Genomic DNA, 17,192 nt, shown 5'->3' with positions numbered 1-17,192 from the left:
AATGATGACTGTCCCGAAGCTGTTCACGCCGACCCGGATCGGCGACCTGGAGCTGCCGAACCGGATCGTGATGGCGCCGCTGACGCGCAACCGGGCGAACCCTGACGGCGACGTGCCGCACGCGCTGAACGCCGAATACTACGCCCAGCGCGCCACGGCCGGCCTGCTGATCTCCGAAGGCACCCAGATCTCGCCGGAGGGCAAGGGCTATGCGTGGACCCCGGGCATCCACAGCCCGGAGCAGGTGGCCGGCTGGCGGCTGGTGACCGATGCCGTGCACAAGGCCGGCGGCCGGATCGCGGCGCAGCTCTGGCATGTCGGCCGGATCTCGCACACCGTGCTGCAGCCGGGCGGCGCGGCGCCGGTCGGGCCGTCCGCGATCGCGGCCGAGACCCGGGTCTATGACGGCGAGGGCTTCGTCCCGGCCTCGGCGCCGCGGGCGCTGGAGACGGAAGAGCTGCCGCGCATCGTCCGCGACTACGCCCAGGCGGCGCGCAATGCCCGGGAAGCCGGCTTCGACGCGGTCGAGATCCACGCCGCCAACGGCTACCTGCTGCACCAGTTCCTGGCCGACGGCACCAACAAGCGGACCGACGCCTATGGCGGCCCGGCCGCCAACCGCGCCCGGCTGCTGCTCGAGGTGGCGGAGGCGGTGGCCGAGGTCTGGACGCCCGGCCGGGTCGGCGTGCGGCTGTCGCCCTTCTCCCATTTCGGCGACATCGCCGACAGCGACCCGATGGCGACCTTCGGCCACGCCATCGAGGGGCTGAGCGGGCTCGGCCTCGGCTTCCTGCACCTGGTCGAGGGCCAGACCGGCGGCACCCGCGAGCTGCCGCCCGGCGCCGACCTCCAGGCCCTGCGCCGGCTGTTCCGCGGCAGCTATATCGCCAACAACGGCTACGACCGCGGCCTGGCGATCGAGGCGGTGGAGAACGGCCGCGCCGATCTCATCGCCTTCGGCAAGCTGTTCATCGCCAATCCGGACCTGGTCGAACGGCTGCGCCGCGACGCGCCGCTGAACACGCCGGACCAGGCGACCTTCTACGGCGGCGACGCCCGCGGCTACACCGATTATCCGACGCTGGAAAAGGCGGCGGCCTGAGCTAACCCGCCTTCGGCGCCGCCACCGCGGCGGCGTCGCGGGCGGTGTCGACGCCGAGGGTGAAGCCGGCGTAGAAGCCGATGCCGAGGCCGAAGATCAGCGCCCAGACGGCGAACCAGCGCATCCCGCGCAGGCGCTGCCGCAGCGTTTCGGTCTCGTCCATCGGTCCCCTCACATCGGCTCAGCCGCCATCGCGGCCAGATCCTCGTCATCGGCGGTCTGCATCGCCCACAGCCGGGCATACAGGCCGCCGCTCGCGATCAGCTCCGCATGGCTGCCGACCTCGGCCACGCGGCCATGGTCCAGCACGTAGATCAGATCGGCGTTGCGCACGGTCGACAGGCGGTGCGCGATCATCAGCGTGGTGCGCCCGGCCATCAGCTGGGTTAGCGCCGCCTGCACCTGCCGCTCGCTCTCGGTGTCGAGCGCCGAAGTCGCCTCGTCCAGCAGCAGGATCGGCGCGTTCTTCAGCATCGCGCGGGCGATCGACAGGCGCTGGCGCTGCCCGCCCGACAGCTTCACCCCCTGCTCTCCGACCATGGTGTCGTAGCCTTTGGGCAGGCGCTGGATGAAGTCGTGCGCCGCCGCCGCCTTGGCCGCGGCCTCGACCTCCTCCTGGGTCGCCGAGGGGCGGGAATAGGCGATGTTGGCGCGGACCGTGTCGTCGAACAGGGTCACTTCCTGGCTGACCAGCGCCATGTGGTCGCGCAGCGAATGCAGGGTCAGGCTGCGGACATCGTGGCCGTCGATCGCGACCGTGCCCTGGGTCGCGTCGTAGAAGCGCGGGATCAGGTTCAGGATGGTCGACTTGCCGGCGCCGGACGGTCCGACCAGCGCCGCCGTCCTGCCGGCCGGCACCTCGATCGTGACGCCGCGCAGCGCCGGGATCTTCGGGCTGTAGGCGAAATGCACATCGGCCAGGGTGATGCGGCCCTGGCACCGGGTCAGCGCCATCGCGTCCGGCGCGTCGCGGATCGTCGGCACCGCGTCGATCGTCTCGAACACCCGCTCGGCCGCGGCGAAGCCGGAGGACAGGGTGTTGTGCAGGTTCGCCAGGCGCTTCAGCGGCTCGTACACCATCAGCAGGGCGGCGATGAAGGCGAAGAAGGAGCCGGTGGTGCGCGATCCGGTGATGACCTCGTTGCCGCCGTAGAGGATGACGATGACGATGGCCACGCCCGACAGGATCTCCAGGATCGGGTTGGTGGCCGAGCTGACCCGCATCGCCTTCTGCCGCAGCCGCGACACCTCGTTGATGATCTTGGCGGCGCGGCCGGTCTCGCGTTCCTCGGCGTTGTAGGCCTTGACGTGGCGGATGCCCTGGAAGACCTGGCCGAGATGGTTGTTCAGCGAGCCGTACTGGGTGAAGGTCTTGCCGGTGATCTTGCGGATGCGCTTGCCGATCTGCAGCACCGGGATCACGGTCAGCGGGAAGATCACGAAGGTGACCGCGGCCAGCTCGACATCGGTGTAGAACATCACCACGATCAGCGCGACCAGCGACAGCAGGTCGCGGCCGAAGCCGGTTATGCCGGTGGCCACCGCGCCGTACATCGACTGCACGTCGTTGGTGAAATGGCTGACCATCCGGCCCGAGGTGGTCTCGTGGAACGTGGCCAGGTCGGCCCGCACCCGGTTGCGGAACATCCGCACCTGCAGCTCGGCGATGATCAGCCGGCCGACATTGTTCAGGATCACGCCCTGAAAGTAGCCGGCGACGCCCTTGACCACGAAGATCACCATCACCGCAGTGGCCAGCGGCCACAGCAGGGCGGCGTTCCTGTCCGTGAAGATGCCGTCGATGACCGGCTTCATCACATAGGCCGAGGCGGCGGTGGAGGCCGCGGTCAGCGCCATGCAGAACAGCGCCAGCGCCACCTTCGGCCAATGCGGCCGGATATAGTTGCGCAGCAGCCGTTGGGCGATCTCGCGGTCGCTCATCCGCCGCGGCTGCGGCTTCTTGTCCTTGTGCTTGGCCAAGGTTTTCCGGATCCAGTATCGGGCGCGCTGTTTAAACCACGGCCCCGGCTCCGCTTCAACCTTGCGGCCGGTTCCGCTGATCGGCACCATCATGCGATAAGGCCGCGCTGCGGCCCGAGAAAGACCTTGGGGAGACCGATATGACGGAGGCGCTTGCCTCGGAACGCCCGAATGCCTGGGCCAAGCTGTACCCGCCCAAGATCGACTGGAGCCGGCCGATCGAGCCGCGGCCGCTCTACGCCATCCTCGACGACGCGGTGGCGAAGTTCGCCGACCGTCCCTGCGCCACCTTCATGGACAAGACCCTCAGCTACGGCCGGATCGGCGACCTGGTCGCCCGCGCCGCCAAGGGGTTCCAGTCGGCCGGGATCGGCAAGGGCACCCGGGTGGGCCTGTTCCTGCCGAACTGTCCCTATTACGTGATCTGCTACTTCGCGCTGCTGAAATGCGGCGCGGTGGTGGTCAACTTCAACCCGCTCTATGCCGAGCGCGAGCTGATCACCAAGATCGACGACAGCGGCACCGAGCTGATGGTGACGCTGGACCTGGCGCAGCTGCACGGCAAGCTGCTGCCGCTGATCGGCCGCACCGCGCTGAAGCGGATCCTGGTCTGCCCGATGGCGGGCGTGCTGCCCTTCCCGAAGAACCTGCTGTTCCCGATCGTCAAGCGGCGGGAGGTGGCCAAGGTGCCGAAGGACGAGCGGCACCTGCGCTGGGCCGATCTGGTGCGCAACGACGGGCGCTTCGCCCCGGTGCCGATCGCGCCGGAGGAGGACTTGGCGGTGCTGCAATACACCGGCGGCACCACCGGCACGCCCAAGGGGGCGATGCTGACCCACGCCAACCTCTACGCCAATGCGGTGCAGGCCGGCTGCTGGTTCGAGGGCATGGTGCCGGGCCAGGACCGGATGCTGGCGGTGCTGCCCTTCTTCCACGTCTTCGCCATGACCGTGGCGATGAACCTGGCGATCTGGGCGGGGGCGGAGATCATCATGCTGCCGCGCTTCGAGCTCGAGACCGTCATGAAGACGATCCACGACAAGAAGCCGACGCTGTTCCCGGCGGTGCCGACCATCTACACCGCGATCGCCAACTTCCCCGAGCGCGCGAAATACGACCTGTCCTCGCTGAAGCGCTGCATCTCCGGCGGGGCGCCGCTGCCGGTCGAGGTCAAGCACGCCTTCGAGGCGGCGACCGGCTGCAAGCTGGTCGAGGGCTACGGCCTGTCCGAGGCCTCGCCGATCGCGACCTGCAACCCGCTGTTCGGCGTCAACAAGACCGGCTCGATCGGCATCCCGCTGCCGCAGACGGTCGTCGAGATCGTGTCGCTGGACGACCGCACGACGGTGGTGCCGACCGGCGAGCGCGGCGAGGTCTGCATCCGCGGGCCGCAGGTGATGAAGGGCTACTGGAACCGGCCGGAGGACACGGCGGAGGTGCTGCGCAACGGCCGCCTGCACACCGGCGACGTCGGCACCATGGACGAGGACGGCTACACCTTCATCGTCGACCGGATCAAGGACATGATCCTGTGCTCCGGCTTCAACGTCTATCCGCGCAATGTCGAGGAGGCGATCTACCTGCACCCGGCGGTCGAGGAATGCATCGTCGCCGGCCTGCCGGACCCGTATCGCGGCCAGACGGTCAAGGCCTACATCAAGCTGCGCGCCGGGCAGAGCCTGACCGCCGAGGGATTGACCGAATTCCTCAAGGACAAGCTGTCGCCGATCGAGATGCCGAAGCAGATCGAGTTCCGCGACGCGCCGCTGCCCAAGACCCTGATCGGCAAGCTGTCGCGCAAGGCGGTGCTGGAGGAGGAGGCGGCGAAGGCGGCCGCGACCCCGCAGGAGGCGCGCACCGGCACCTGAGCGCTTCTGATTGACCCGGGTTTCCGGCTGCGGTACTTTACGTTTACGTAAACGGCATGCAGCAACGCGGTCGGAGGCTCGGGCGCCATGGAGGCGGACACCAGGGAGAAGGCGGAGGTCGAGACGCGCAGCTATTCGATCGGCGATCTCGCCGCGGCGTTCGACATCACCCCGCGCAGCATCCGGTTCTATGAGGATGAGGGCCTGCTGTCGCCCGAGCGAGCCGGGCTGACCCGCATCTACAGCCATCGCGACCGGGCCCGCCTGGCCCTGATCTGCCGCGGCAAGCGGCTCGGCTTCTCCCTGGCCGAGATCAAGGAGTTCCTCGACCTCTACGACCGCGATCACGGCCAGGTCGGGCAGATGTCCTATTTCCTCGGCCGCGCCCGGGCGCGCCGCGCCGCCCTCGAGGCCCAGCTGGTCGACGTGCAGCAGACGATCGCTGATCTGAAGGGCATCGAGGACGAGATCGTCGCTTTCCTGAAGCGGGAAGGCGCGCTGCCGGAAGGCTGAGCCGCCACCCAATCCGCGGGCACGGCCCGCGACAAGAAAATCTGAGGAGCCTGAGACCACCATGGACAAGAGCGTCGTCATCGCCGGGTTCAAGCGGTCGCCGCATCACTTCGCCAACAAGGGCGATCTGCGCCGGGTGCGGCCCGACGATCTGGTTGCCGCCGTCGTCAAGGCGCTGGTGGCCGAGACCAAGGTCGATCCGGAGGCGATCGAGGACCTGATCCTCGGCTGCGCCTTCCCGGAGGGCGAGCAGGGCTTCAACATGGCCCGCATGATCGTGTTCCTGGCCGGGCTGCCGCAATCGGTCGGCGGCGTCACCGTCAACCGCTACTGCGGCTCGTCGATGCAGGCGATCCACCAGGCGGCCGGCGCGATCCAGCTGGGCGCGGGCGAGGCCTTCCTGTGCGCCGGGGTCGAGAGCATGACCCGGGTGCCGATGATGGGCTTCAACCCGGCGCCGAACCCGAAGCTGGCGGCCGAGATGCCGCAGGCCTATTTCAACATGGGCGTCACCGCCGAGAACCTGGCGGTGAAGTACCAGATCACCCGCGAGAGCCAGCAGGACTTCGCCATCCGCTCGCAGCAGCGTGCCGCGAGGGCCTGGGCCGAGAACCGCTTCGCCGCCGAGATCGTGCCGATCGCCACGAAGGACGGCACGGTCGAGCGCGACGGCACCATCCGCCCCGACACCAGCCAGGAAGGCCTGTCCGGCCTGAAGCCGGCCTTCGACCAGAACGGCACGGTGACCGCCGGCACCTCCAGCCCGCTGACCGACGGCGCCTCGGCGACGCTGGTCACCAGCGAGGCCTTCGCCAAGGCTGCGGGCCTGCCGATCCTGGCGCGGATCCGCTCGATCGCGGTGTCGGGCTGCGCGCCGGAGATCATGGGCATCGGCCCGGTCGGCGCCACCCGCAAGGCGCTGAAGCGCGCCGGGCTGTCGCTCCAGGATATCGACGTGGTCGAGCTGAACGAGGCCTTCGCCGCCCAGGCGCTGGCGGTCGGCCGCGACCTCGAGCTGGACTGGGACAAGACCAACATCGACGGCGGCGCCATCGCGCTCGGCCACCCGCTCGGCGCCTCGGGCGCCCGGATCACCGGCAAGGCCGCGTCGATCCTGAAGCGCGAGGGCAAGGCGCTGGCGCTGGCCACCATGTGCATCGGCGGCGGCCAGGGCATCGCCACGGTGCTCGAGGCCGCCTGACCCAACCCGACACGACGTCAGCGCCGCCCCTCATCCGCAACCGGGTGAGGGGCAGGCTGCGACCTCAGGGAGCTGAACCATGGACATCAAGCAAGTCGCGGTGATCGGCGCCGGCGTGATGGGCAGCGGCATCGCGGCGCATTTCGCCAATGCCGGCGTGCCGGTGCTGCTGCTCGATATCGTGCCCAAGGACGCCACCAACCGGAACGTCGTCGCCGAGGGAGCGCTGGCGCGCATGGCCAAGGCCGACCCGGCGCCCTTCATGTCGAAGGCGGCGGCGAAGCTGGTCACCCCCGGCAACACCGAGGACGACCTGGACAAGCTGGCCGGCTGCGACTGGATCGTCGAGGCGGTGCTGGAGGACCCGGCGGTCAAGCGGGACCTCTATGCCCGGATCGAGCAGGTGATGAAGCCCGGCGCAGCCGTCTCCTCCAACACCTCGACCATCCCGCTGGCGATCCTGACCGAGGGCCGGTCCGATTCGTTCCGGCGCGGCTTCCTGATCACCCATTTCTTCAACCCGCCGCGCTACATGCGCCTGCTGGAGCTGGTGACCGGGCCGGAGACCGACCCGGGCCTCGTCGCCGGCATCCGCGGCTTCGCCGATCTCCGCCTCGGCAAGGGCGTCGTCGATTGCAAGGACACCCCCGGCTTCATCGCCAACCGGATCGGCACCTACTGGATCCAGGCGGCGGTCAACGGCGCCTTCGACCTTTGCCTGACGGTGGAGGAGGCGGATGCGGTCGTCGGCCGGCCGATGGGCGTGCCGAAGACCGGCGTGTTCGGGCTGATCGACCTGGTCGGGCTCGACCTGATGCCGCACATCGCCAAGAGCCTGCTGGCGACCCTGCCCGAGGATGACGGCTATCGCGAGATCTACCGTTCGGAGCCGCTGGTCGAGAAGCTGATCGCCGAGGGCTACACCGGCCGCAAGGGCAAGGGCGGCTTCTACCGCCTCAGCAAGGGGGTCGACGGCAGCCGGGTGAAGGAGAGCATCGACCTCAGGACCGGTGCCTGGGCAAGGTCCGACAAGCCGAAGCTCGACAGCGTCGAGGCCGCGCGCCAGGGCGGGCTGAAGGCGCTGGTCGGCTTCGACGACAAGACCGGGCAATACGCCGCCCGGGTGCTGGGCCAGACCCTGTCCTACGCCGCCGGGCTGGTGCCGCAGATCGCCGACACGGTGGTCGCGGTCGATGAAGCCATGCGCCTCGGCTACAACTGGAGCTTCGGCCCGTTCGAGCTGATCGACCAGGTCGGTGCCGACTGGCTGATCGGCTGGCTGGAAAGCCAGGGCAAGCCGGTGCCGGCGCTGCTCAAATCCGCGCAGGGCCGCAGCTTCTACCGGGTCCAGGACGGCAGGCTGCAGTACCTGACCACCGGCGGCGACTACGCCGAGGTGAAGCGGCCGGACGGCGTGCTGCTGCTGGCCGACGTCAAGCGCACGGCCAAGCCGATCGCGAAGAACGGCTCGGCGGCGCTGTGGGACATCGGCGACGGCGTCACCTGCTTCGAGTTCATCTCGAAGATGAACAGCCTCGACGACCAGACCATGGCGCTGCTGGGCGAGGCGATCCGCATCACCGCCTCCAGGTACAAGGCGATGGTGATCTATAACGAGGGCACCAACTTCTCGGTCGGCGCCAATCTGGGCCTCGCCTTGTTCGGCATCAACATCGCGCTGTGGCCGCAGATCGAGGCGCTGGTGAAGGGCGGCCAGGACGCCTACAAGGCGCTGAAATTCGCGCCGTTCCCGACCGTGGCCGCGCCCTCCGGCCTGGCGCTGGGCGGCGGCTGCGAGATCCTGCTGCACGCCGCCGCGATCCAGGCCCATGCCGAGACCTATTGCGGCCTGGTCGAGGTTGGCGTCGGCCTGATCCCCGGCTGGGGCGGCTGCAAGGAGATGCTGCTGCGTGCCTATGGCCAGCCGAAGCGCCCCGGTGGGCCGATGCCGCCGCTGGGCCAGGTGTTCGAGACCATCGGCACGGCCAAGGTGGCGAAGTCGGCCTTCGAGGCGAAGGAGCTGCTGTATCTCCGCCCGGCCGACGGCGTCACCATGAACCGCGACCGCCTCCTGGCCGATGCCAAGGCGCGCGCGCTGGCGCTGGCCGAAGGCTACCAGCCGCCGAAGCCGGCGGAGGAGATCCGCCTGCCAGGCCCGACCGCCAAGACCGCCTTCGCCCTGGCGGTGGCCGATCTGGCCCGCACCGGCAAGGCGACGCCCTATGACGTCGTCGTCTCCGACCGCTTGGCCAACGTCCTGTCCGGCGGCGACACCGACATCACCGAAAAGCTGACCGAGGACGATGTGCTGGCGCTGGAGCGCGAGGCGTTCACCGAGCTGGTCCGGGCCCCCGGCACCATCGCCCGGGTCGAGCACATGCTGGCCACCGGCAAGCCGCTGCGGAACTGAGAGGATCTGACGATGCCCAGCTACAAGGTTCCGCTCGACGACATCCGCTTCGTGCTGCACGAGCTGCTCGACGCCGGCCAGCTGGCCAAGCTGCCCGGCTATGAGGAGGCGACGCCCGACACGGTCGACGCGATCCTGGAGGAGGCGGCGCGCCTGGCCGAGAACGAGCTGGCCCCCTTGAACCAGCCCGGCGACGAGGAGGGCTGCCGCTTCGAGAACGGCGTGGTCTACACGCCCAAGGGCTTTAAGGAAGCGTACCGCACCTTCGCCGAGGGCGGCTGGACCGGCCTGTCGGCCGACCCGGCCTTCGGCGGCCAGGGCATGCCCAAGGCGGTCAACGTCGTGATCGAGGAGGTGCTGTCCTCCGCCAACATGTCCTTCGGCATGTATCCCGGCCTGTCGCAGGGTGCCTACAACGCGCTGGAAGCCTATGGCGACGAGCGGCAGAAGTCGACCTACCTGCCGAAGCTGGCCGACGGCACCTGGTCCGGCACCATGTGCCTGACCGAGCCGCATTGCGGCACCGATCTCGGCCTGATCCGCACCAAGGCCGAGCCGGCGGCCGACGGCGCCTGGAGCCTGACCGGCACCAAGATCTTCATCTCGGCCGGCGAGCACGACCTGACCGAGAACATCATCCACCTGGTGCTGGCCCGCCTGCCCGACGCCCCGCCGGGCATCAAGGGCATCAGCCTGTTCGTGGTGCCGAAGTTCCTGCCGAAGGAGGAGAACGGCGCGGTCGTGGCGGGCGCCCGCAACGGCATCGCCTGCGGCTCGATCGAGCACAAGATGGGCATCAAGGCGTCGTCCACCTGCGTGATGAATCTCGACGGCGCCACCGGCTGGCTGGTCGGCGAGAAGCACAAGGGCATGCGGGCGATGTTCGTGATGATGAACACCGCGCGGCTCGGCGTCGCCATGCAGGGGCTGGGCATCGCCGAGGTCGCCTACCAGAATGCCGTGGCCTATGCCAGGGACCGGCTGCAGGGCCGCGCCCTGTCCGGCCCGAAGGCGCCGGACAAGCCGGCCGACCCGATCATCGTCCATCCGGACGTGCGCAAGAACCTGCTGACCGGCAAGGCCTTCGCCGAGGGCGCGCGGGCGCTGGGCTACCTGGTCGGCATCAACATCGACCTGTACACCAAGCACCCCGACCCGGCGGTGCGGCAGAACGCCAACGACTTCGTGTCGCTGATGACGCCGATCCTGAAGGCGTATTTCACCGATATGGGGCTGGAGGTCGCGGTGCGGTCCCAGCAGGTGCTGGGCGGCCACGGCTATATTCGCGAATGGGGCATGGAGCAGTTCGTCCGCGACGCCCGCATCGCCCAGATCTACGAGGGCGCCAACGGCATCCAGGCGCTGGACCTGGTCGGCCGCAAGATGCCGCAGGATATGGGCCGGCTGCTGCGCAGCTTCTTCCACCCGGTCGACGCTTTCATCCGCGAGGAGGCGGAGGATGCGGCGATGCTGGAGTTCGTCGGCCCGCTGGCCAAGGCCTTCGGCAAGCTGCAGCAGGCCACCGCCTGGATCGCGCAGAAGGGGCTGAAGGACCCGGAGGAGGCGGGCGCCGCCTCGTCCGACTACCTCAAGCTGTTCGCGCTGGTGGCGCTGGGCTGGATGTGGGCGCGGATGGCCAAGGTGGCGCTGCAGAAGGCACCCGGGGCCGGCGACCGGGCCGGCTTCTACGACGCCAAGCTGAAGACGGCGCGCTTCTTCGTCCAGCGCATGCTGCCGGAGACCGGATCGCTGTTCATCCAGATCATGGCCGGCAAGGCGCCCCTGATGGCGCTGGAGGCAGAAGCGTTCTGATTTCATCGGGGCGTGGCTCCCGGCCGCCCCCTCACCCGAAATCGCTGCGCGATTCGACCTCTCCCCAAGGAGAGGTGAAGGGCGCTGGCCGCGTTTTTCCCTCTCCCTCGGGGAGAGGGAGGGGCCCGTCGCGTTGGCGACGGGAGGGTGAGGGGGCGTCCGCGCCGACGCAGGAAGGGCACGGCCCATGAACCTCTATCTCCGCCTCATCCGGGTCGTGGCCGCGGCGCTGCTCGGCCGCAGGCTGACCCTGTTCGACGACAGCGTGGTCCGGTTCCGGGTCTGGCCGAACGACCTCGATTTCAACCTGCACATGAACAACGGCCGGTACCTGACGGTGATGGACCTCGGCCGCACCGACCTGATGCTGCGGGTCGGGCTGGTCGGGCTGCTGTGGCGGCGGCGCTGGGCGCCGGTGCTGGGCGGGGCGACCATCCGCTACCGCCGCTCGCTCGCCGCCTTCGCCGGCTATCGGCTGCGCACCCGGCTGCTCGGCTGGGACGAGAAGTGGCTGTATCTCGATCAGGCCTTCGAGGACGCGGGCGGCGCCGTCGCCGCTCACGCCGTGGTCAAGGCCGTGTTCCGCCGCCGCGGCGGCACGGTGCCGACGGCGGAGATCGCCGCCGCCTTCGGCTGGCAGGGCCCGTCGCCCGCGCTGCCGGCCTATGTCCAGGCGCTGCGCGACGGTGAGGACGCCATGCGCGAAGGCCTGCGGGACGGGGCGCGCGCCGCCTGATTCTCGCCTTGTTCCTGCCGCGAGGCCGGGCCAGTCTGGCGCCCGACGCCGACGGGGAGGGGACGGATGAGGATCCTGGCAGGCCTGGTCGTCGCCGCATCGCTCGCGGCTCTCACCCCGTCGCCGGCCGCCGGCTCGCCGGATCCGAAGGCGCTGGCCGAGGCGATCACCACGCTTTACGTGCCGCTCGGCCTCACCCGTGCCGTGGTCGCCGCCTGCGACCGCACCGACGCTCCCGCCGCCGCGGCCCATGCGGCGGCGCTGCAGGCCTGGCGCCAGGCGAACGACGCCGACCGGCTGGAGCGGCTGCTGGAACGGACCCTGGCGCAGAGGGACGGCTTCGCGGATGCCCGAGCGAAGCTCGAGGCCGCCCTCCAGTCCCAGGCCGATTCGATGGTGCAGAAGACGCCGCTGCTCTGCAATGCCCTGCCGGCTCTGTTCGGCGGCGACACCTTCGCCCTGGTCGCCAAGGCCGGGCGCCATCGCGGCGTGCTGGAGGCCTTCGTCGGCCCGGCGCCACGGCCGAAGACGCTGTATTCGGTGGGCCAGCTCTCGGGCTTGGCGGCCGAGGCCCGGCGCCAGGCGCCGGGCGACGAGGACGAGAAGACCGACTGGGCCTCGGACCTCCTGGGCCGGCTGGGGCTGATCGCCGTCTCCGGCCGGGCCGTCGACGACGACCGGCTGCAGCAATGGACGGTCGACCAGCAGTCGCTGTGGACCGCATCCTGCGACTTCGACGACGAGGTGGAGGAGAAGCTCTTCGCCCGGGAGGAGGGCCGCGACGTCGTCGTCGCCGGCCGGATCGGCCGGGTCTACGACTTCAAGGTCGTCACCCTGGAAGGCTGCCGGCTGCTCGACGGGCCTGAAGGCATCGCCAGGGCGGACATCCCGGAGGAGCCGGGGCTGACGGCGAAGCCGAAGACGCTGTTCTCGATCGCGCAGCTCTCGGTCGTGGCGCAGGAGCTGTTCCGGCGTGCTCCCGGCCGGAAGGACGACGACAAGGTCGATGCCGTCACGACGGCGATGCAGACGCTCGGCCCGATCGCCCTCGGCGGCCGGTCGGATGGCGACGACCGGCTGCGGCAATGGCTGCCGGAGCGGCGTTCGATCTGGACCGCCAGCTGCGATTTCGCCGACGACGCCGAGAAGAAGCGCTTCGAGCGGACGGAGGGCAGGGACGTCACCGTCATCGGCCGGATCAGCCGGGTCTATGACTTCGAGGTGATCAGCCTGTCCGACTGCCGGCTGCTGGACGACCCGTCGCGGCTCGCCCGCTCCGACCTGCCGGAGGCCGGCGGGCTGGAATACCGGCCGCCGGACGCGGCGGAGGTGAATGCGGGCCCGGACAAGGGCCTGCCGGCCGACCGGATCGAGGCGATGCTGTTCCGCGAGCAGTTCCAGGTCGGCATGAATCCGGGCGGCGGCACCTACACCGACCGCAACGAGGAGACCTTCCTGCTGCTGAAGGACGGCACCGCCTATCGCTACGCCTTCGACTATCCGCCGACCGATCTCGACGTCGACCAGGTCCGCCGCCGGGCGCCGCAGGATTGGTCGCGCTGGGAACGGCCGGACCAGAAATACGTGATGACCGCGGCGGCGGGGGAACGGGCGGACCTGCCCAGCTTCACCGTGCTGAAGCCGTTCCCGCCCGATGCCCGGCTGGACCGCAGCTACTACTATCTGAATGTGTCGCAGGGCGGCGTCACCACGCGCATCGACCTGGTCTTCCGGCCCGACGGCACCTTCGAACGGCACCAGGGCGGCAGCTTCTTCATGCAGAGCATGGTGGGCACGGGGCCCGATGGCGGCTCGGTCGGCGTCTACAGCGGCGGGATGGGCGCCGTCATGACCGAGAACGGCTTCTCGGTCGGCGGGGCGCTGAAGTCGCGGGATTCGGCCGGCCGTTACCGGCTCGACGGCTACACGCTGCAGCTGACGGCCGATGATGGCACGGTCACCCGGCTGCGCATCGGCGTCCCGGGCGATGACGTCGTGGCTCCGGAGACGCTCAACATCGGTGGGACGAGCTACTGGAATACGGCGAAGGAGAAGTAGGCCGCGCCGTTACGACGCGTGCTCCTTCTTCCACTTCTGGACCTTGCGCAGGATCATGTTCCGGCGCAGCGCCGAGATGTGGTCGACGAACAGCACGCCGTTGAGATGGTCGATCTCGTGCTGCACGCAGGTGGCCAGGAGGCCGGTCGCGTGCATCTCCTGCTGCGCCCCGGTCTCGTCCAGGTAGCGGACCTTCACCTCGGCCGGGCGCACCACCTCGGCCCATTGCTCGGGCAGCGACAGGCAGCCTTCCTCGGCGGTCTGCAGCTCCTCCGACGCCCAGGTGATCTCCGGATTGATCAGGCGCAGCGGCGCCGGCGGCTCGCCCTTGCCGGCCACGTCGATGACGATGATCCGCTCCAGGATGCCGATCTGGGGCGCGGCGAGGCCGATGCCCGGCGCTGCATACATCGTCTCCAGCATGTCGTCGGTCAGCTTGCGGACGCGGTCGTCCACCGCGGCGACCGGCTTCGCCTTGGTCTTGAGACGGGGATCGGGGACGATCAGGATCGGGAGCTTGGCCATCGTGCGGTCCAGATAGGCGTGGGCCCGGCGAGGGTCAAGCTTCGCCATCCGCAGAGCTGTTGTGATAGGGTGCGCCCCGCGCCGCCGGGGCGCAGGACGACAGACAGGACGAGAGCCGTGACCGCGATAGCCAAGCCCGAGACATCGCTGCTCGCCGACATGGCGCCGGAGGAGCAGGAGCGGCTGCGGTCGATCGCCGAGGACGTCCGCAGCGGGGCCAATTGGGTGGTGCGCAAGCGCAAGCTGCTCGACACGCTGCTGGCGATCGAGGCGGCGATCGGCGGCACGCCGAACGAGGCGCTGATCGGCGACGACAGCGACTTTGCCGCGCTGCGCGACGAGATCCGCAAGATGGAGGAGGCGGCCCAGGCCGCCCAGGCCGCCGCCGGCGAGACGCCGGACGAGCCGCTGGACGAGGAGGAACTGGCCGCCGCGGCCAACGAGATCGCCTTCCTCACCGGCCTGCCGACCTATGTCGGCGCGGTGCTGGAGATGCTGGACGAGCGCGAGGTCACGACGGTCGAGCAGGCCGCCTTCTACCACCTCTCCGCCCATCCGGAGCATCAGCGCGCCGCCGATGCCTGGTTCGATGAGGACATCCGCAACGACAAGGCGTTCCGCAAGTTCCTGCGGGCCAACCGCGACTATTCCGACCTGCTCGACCGGTTCGAGGAGATGCTGGACGTGGTCGAGGAAGGGCCGGAGGACGAGGAGTTCGACGACTCCCCGGCCACCCGGCACTGACGCGAGCGGATCTGCGCACCCAAGATGAAGCCCGGAAACGCCATCTTCTCCGGCCTCGGCACCACCGTGTTCGAGGTCATGTCCCGGCTGGCGCGGCAGCACGGCGCCGTCAATCTCGGCCAGGGCTTCCCGGACGGGAAGGGGCCGGAGGACGTGCTGCGGGTCGCGGCATCCGCCGTGACCGACGGCTGGAACCAGTACCCGCCGATGCTGGGCCTGCCGGAGCTGCGCCAGGCCGTGGCGGCGCATGAGAAGCGCTTCTACGGGCTCGAGGTCGACCCCGACAGCGAGGTCGTGGTCACCTCCGGCGCCACCGAGGCACTGGCGGGGGCCTTGTTCGCGCTGATCGAGCCGGGCGACGAAGTGGTGCTGTTCGAGCCGCTCTACGATGCCTATCTGCCGCTGGTCCGCCGGGCCGGGGGCGTGCCGAAATTCGTGCATCTGACTCCGCCCGACTGGTCCTTCGACCGGGCGGCCCTGGCCTGCGCCTTCTCGCCCAGGACCAAGGCGGTGCTGTTCAACAACCCGCTGAACCCGGCGGCCAAGGTGTTCGGCGCGGCCGAGCTCGACCTCCTCGCCGAGTTCGTCGAGGGCTCCGACGCCTATGTCATCTGCGACGAGGTCTATGAGCACCTGGTGTTCGACGGGCGGCGGCATCAGCCGCTGATCGCCCGGCCCGGCATGCGCAAGCGCTGCCTGAAGATCGGCTCGGCCGGCAAGACCTTCTCCCTGACCGGCTGGAAGGTCGGCTACGTCACCGCGGCGCCGGCGCTGGCGGCTCTGCTGGGCAAGGCGCACCAGTTCCTGACCTTCACCACGCCGCCGAACCTGCAGGCCGCCGTGGCCTACGGCCTGGCCAAGGGCGACGACTACTATGGGGGCTTCGTCGCCGAACTGCAGGGCAAGCGCGACCGCTTCGCCGCCGGGCTCGCGCGGCTCGGGCTGGTGGCGCTGCCCTGCGACGGCACCTATTTCGTCAATCTGGACATCGGTTCGACCGGCTTCAACGGCGACGACCAGGCCTTCTGCCGGCACCTGATCGAGGAGGTCGGCGTCGCCGCCATCCCGGTCTCGGCCTTCTACGCCGAGTCCCCGCTCTCGACCGTCGCCCGCTTCTGCTTCGCCAAGCAGGATTCGGTGCTGGACGAGGCATTGGCGCGGCTGGCGAAACGGTTCGGCTGAACGCGCCGAAACGGTTCTGGACAGCCGGGCAGGGGAATGTCTTCCTCGCGGAAGCGATGCTGCGAAGGGAGGCTGCCCTGCTCGGTTCGATCCGCAACCATCTGCGGCACCACACCCGCTTCTATGCCGGCGTGCTGCTGGGCGTGGCGCTGTGGTTCGCCCTGGGCGGCAGCGCCGGCGGGCCGATCGCCGTCGTCGTCGCCGGCGACGCCTTCTTCGGCCTGTATCTCGCCTGGACCGCCGTCCTGGCCGCACGGGCGACGCCCGACACCATCCGGCGCCGCGCCGACATCGACGACGAGGGCCTGCCGTTGATCGTGCTGATCACGCTGATCGCGGCCGGCCTCGGCATCGCCTCGATCTTCAGCCTGATGAACCAGGCGGAGGCGCCGGCGGCGCTGCATCTGGTCCTGGCGATCGCCGGCGTGGCGCTGGGCTGGGCCACGCTGCACACCGTCTTCGCCTTCCGCTACGCCCATCTCTACTACGGCAGGGCGGGCGTCGAGCGCGGCAGGCGCCGGGACGCGCGCGGGCTGGAGTTCCCCGGCGACGAGGAGCCGGGGGTGTGGGACTTCCTCTACTACGCCTTCATCGTCGGCATGACGGCCCAGGTCTCGGACGTCCAGGTGACGGATTCCTATATGCGCCGGCTGACCCTCGGCCACGGCGTGCTGTCCTTCGTCTTCAACACCGTGATCCTGGCGCTGGCGGTCAATATCGCGGCTGGCCTGGCCCATTGACGAGCCGCCCTTGACAGAGCGGCCCATTCGCCCGACCTTTATCGCAGGTGCAACAAACGAAAGGAGGTGATCCGATGTCTAGCGCTCCGGTGACCATGATCTCCGCGGCGGCCCTGATGGGACGTGCGTCGGATCGGGCGACGTCGGCAACCTCCGGTCTGCCGGCCTGACACCGACCGTTTCGTCGCGGTGATCCGCGAGCGCCGGCACTCAAGACCGGCGCCTCACCGAACGTTGAACTCGAACCGCCGCCCTCTCGGGCGGCGGTTTTGCGTTCGGCCGGGACGTTCCGCAAGCGGACCGAGCCCCAGCATTGTGCAA

The 17,192-nt window shown here is 69.6% G+C and carries 14 protein-coding genes; 11 read left to right on the top strand and 3 right to left on the bottom strand.

Annotated elements, in window-relative coordinates; all coding sequences use genetic code 11:
- Positions 1-4 precede the first annotated feature (4 nt).
- On the top strand, positions 5-1,102 hold the full coding sequence (locus LG391_RS21590) for an alkene reductase (protein ID WP_225770103.1): 1,098 nt from the start codon (positions 5-7) through the stop codon (positions 1,100-1,102).
- Between the two features lies 1 nt (position 1,103).
- Here the strand turns inward: LG391_RS21590 and LG391_RS21585 are convergent, their stop codons facing one another.
- Positions 1,104-1,265 carry a hypothetical protein gene (locus LG391_RS21585; protein WP_225770102.1) on the bottom strand — a complete coding sequence of 54 codons (162 nt, stop codon included), beginning with the start codon at positions 1,263-1,265 and terminating at the stop codon, positions 1,104-1,106.
- 8 nt (positions 1,266-1,273) lie between these two features.
- Positions 1,274-3,082, bottom strand: a complete 1,809-nt coding sequence (locus LG391_RS21580; protein WP_225770101.1) for an ABC transporter ATP-binding protein — start codon at positions 3,080-3,082, stop codon at positions 1,274-1,276.
- Between the two features lie 140 nt (positions 3,083-3,222).
- On the opposite strand from LG391_RS21580, the gene LG391_RS21575 reads away from it, so the two are divergent.
- From LG391_RS21575 to LG391_RS21545, 7 genes are all read left to right on the top strand, one after another.
- Positions 3,223-4,950 (top strand): long-chain fatty acid--CoA ligase, encoded by a 1,728-nt coding sequence (locus tag LG391_RS21575; RefSeq protein ID WP_225770100.1) that lies wholly within the window; start codon positions 3,223-3,225, stop codon positions 4,948-4,950.
- 87 nt (positions 4,951-5,037) lie between these two features.
- Entirely contained in the window at positions 5,038-5,463 is a 426-nt protein-coding gene (locus LG391_RS21570) for a MerR family DNA-binding transcriptional regulator (protein WP_225770099.1), read from the top strand.
- A gap of 61 nt (positions 5,464-5,524) precedes the next feature.
- Complete coding sequence (locus tag LG391_RS21565; RefSeq protein ID WP_225770098.1) at positions 5,525-6,664, top strand: thiolase family protein; 1,140 nt, start codon at positions 5,525-5,527, stop codon at positions 6,662-6,664.
- 79 nt (positions 6,665-6,743) lie between these two features.
- Positions 6,744-9,074, top strand: coding sequence for a 3-hydroxyacyl-CoA dehydrogenase/enoyl-CoA hydratase family protein (locus LG391_RS21560; protein WP_225770097.1), 2,331 nt, complete (start codon positions 6,744-6,746; stop codon positions 9,072-9,074).
- Between the two features lie 12 nt (positions 9,075-9,086).
- Positions 9,087-10,886, top strand: a complete 1,800-nt coding sequence (locus LG391_RS21555) for an acyl-CoA dehydrogenase C-terminal domain-containing protein (RefSeq protein WP_225770096.1) — start codon at positions 9,087-9,089, stop codon at positions 10,884-10,886.
- Positions 10,887-11,073: 187 nt separating this feature from the next.
- The gene (locus LG391_RS21550; RefSeq protein ID WP_225770095.1) at positions 11,074-11,622 is read left to right on the top strand and encodes a thioesterase family protein; all 549 of its coding nucleotides are present in this window, start codon (positions 11,074-11,076) and stop codon (positions 11,620-11,622) included.
- A gap of 66 nt (positions 11,623-11,688) precedes the next feature.
- Complete coding sequence (locus tag LG391_RS21545; protein ID WP_225770094.1) at positions 11,689-13,680, top strand: hypothetical protein; 1,992 nt, start codon at positions 11,689-11,691, stop codon at positions 13,678-13,680.
- Positions 13,681-13,689: 9 nt separating this feature from the next.
- Here the strand turns inward: LG391_RS21545 and def are convergent, their stop codons facing one another.
- A complete protein-coding gene (def, locus tag LG391_RS21540) occupies positions 13,690-14,205 on the bottom strand; it encodes a peptide deformylase (protein ID WP_225770093.1) in 516 nt (171 codons plus the stop codon).
- Between the two features lie 117 nt (positions 14,206-14,322).
- On the opposite strand from def, the gene LG391_RS21535 reads away from it, so the two are divergent.
- Genes LG391_RS21535 through LG391_RS21525 form a run of 3 tightly spaced genes read left to right on the top strand, consistent with a single transcriptional unit; the run spans position 14,323 to position 16,871 of the window.
- Positions 14,323-14,949: a hypothetical protein gene (locus LG391_RS21535; RefSeq protein WP_225770092.1), complete on the top strand. Its 627-nt coding sequence runs from the start codon at positions 14,323-14,325 to the stop codon at positions 14,947-14,949.
- A 24-nt stretch (positions 14,950-14,973) separates the two neighbouring features.
- A complete protein-coding gene (locus LG391_RS21530; RefSeq protein ID WP_225770091.1) occupies positions 14,974-16,131 on the top strand; it encodes an aminotransferase in 1,158 nt (385 codons plus the stop codon).
- Positions 16,132-16,187: 56 nt separating this feature from the next.
- On the top strand, positions 16,188-16,871 hold the full coding sequence (locus tag LG391_RS21525; RefSeq protein WP_225770090.1) for a DUF1345 domain-containing protein: 684 nt from the start codon (positions 16,188-16,190) through the stop codon (positions 16,869-16,871).
- Positions 16,872-17,192: the final 321 nt, after the last annotated feature.

Source organism: Inquilinus sp. Marseille-Q2685 (genome assembly GCF_916619195.1).
Taxonomy (GTDB): domain Bacteria; phylum Pseudomonadota; class Alphaproteobacteria; order DSM-16000; family Inquilinaceae; genus Inquilinus.
This window is presented reverse-complemented; position numbering and strand designations above follow the sequence as displayed.

What these genes read in the sequence shown, in the direction of transcription:
- LG391_RS21555 (WP_225770096.1), top strand. Translation starts at nt 9,087, where the DNA reads ATGCCCAGCTACAAGGTTCCGCTCGACGACATCCGCTTCGTGCTGCAC.
- LG391_RS21585 (WP_225770102.1), bottom strand. Translation starts at nt 1,265, where the DNA reads ATGGACGAGACCGAAACGCTGCGGCAGCGCCTGCGCGGGATGCGCTGG.
- def (WP_225770093.1), bottom strand. Translation starts at nt 14,205, where the DNA reads ATGGCCAAGCTCCCGATCCTGATCGTCCCCGATCCCCGTCTCAAGACC.
- LG391_RS21575 (WP_225770100.1), top strand. Translation starts at nt 3,223, where the DNA reads ATGACGGAGGCGCTTGCCTCGGAACGCCCGAATGCCTGGGCCAAGCTG.
- LG391_RS21560 (WP_225770097.1), top strand. Translation starts at nt 6,744, where the DNA reads ATGGACATCAAGCAAGTCGCGGTGATCGGCGCCGGCGTGATGGGCAGC.
- LG391_RS21530 (WP_225770091.1), top strand. Translation starts at nt 14,974, where the DNA reads ATGAAGCCCGGAAACGCCATCTTCTCCGGCCTCGGCACCACCGTGTTC.
- LG391_RS21590 (WP_225770103.1), top strand. Translation starts at nt 5, where the DNA reads ATGACTGTCCCGAAGCTGTTCACGCCGACCCGGATCGGCGACCTGGAG.
- LG391_RS21565 (WP_225770098.1), top strand. Translation starts at nt 5,525, where the DNA reads ATGGACAAGAGCGTCGTCATCGCCGGGTTCAAGCGGTCGCCGCATCAC.
- LG391_RS21550 (WP_225770095.1), top strand. Translation starts at nt 11,074, where the DNA reads ATGAACCTCTATCTCCGCCTCATCCGGGTCGTGGCCGCGGCGCTGCTC.
- LG391_RS21545 (WP_225770094.1), top strand. Translation starts at nt 11,689, where the DNA reads ATGAGGATCCTGGCAGGCCTGGTCGTCGCCGCATCGCTCGCGGCTCTC.
- LG391_RS21525 (WP_225770090.1), top strand. Translation starts at nt 16,188, where the DNA reads ATGCTGCGAAGGGAGGCTGCCCTGCTCGGTTCGATCCGCAACCATCTG.
- LG391_RS21570 (WP_225770099.1), top strand. Translation starts at nt 5,038, where the DNA reads ATGGAGGCGGACACCAGGGAGAAGGCGGAGGTCGAGACGCGCAGCTAT.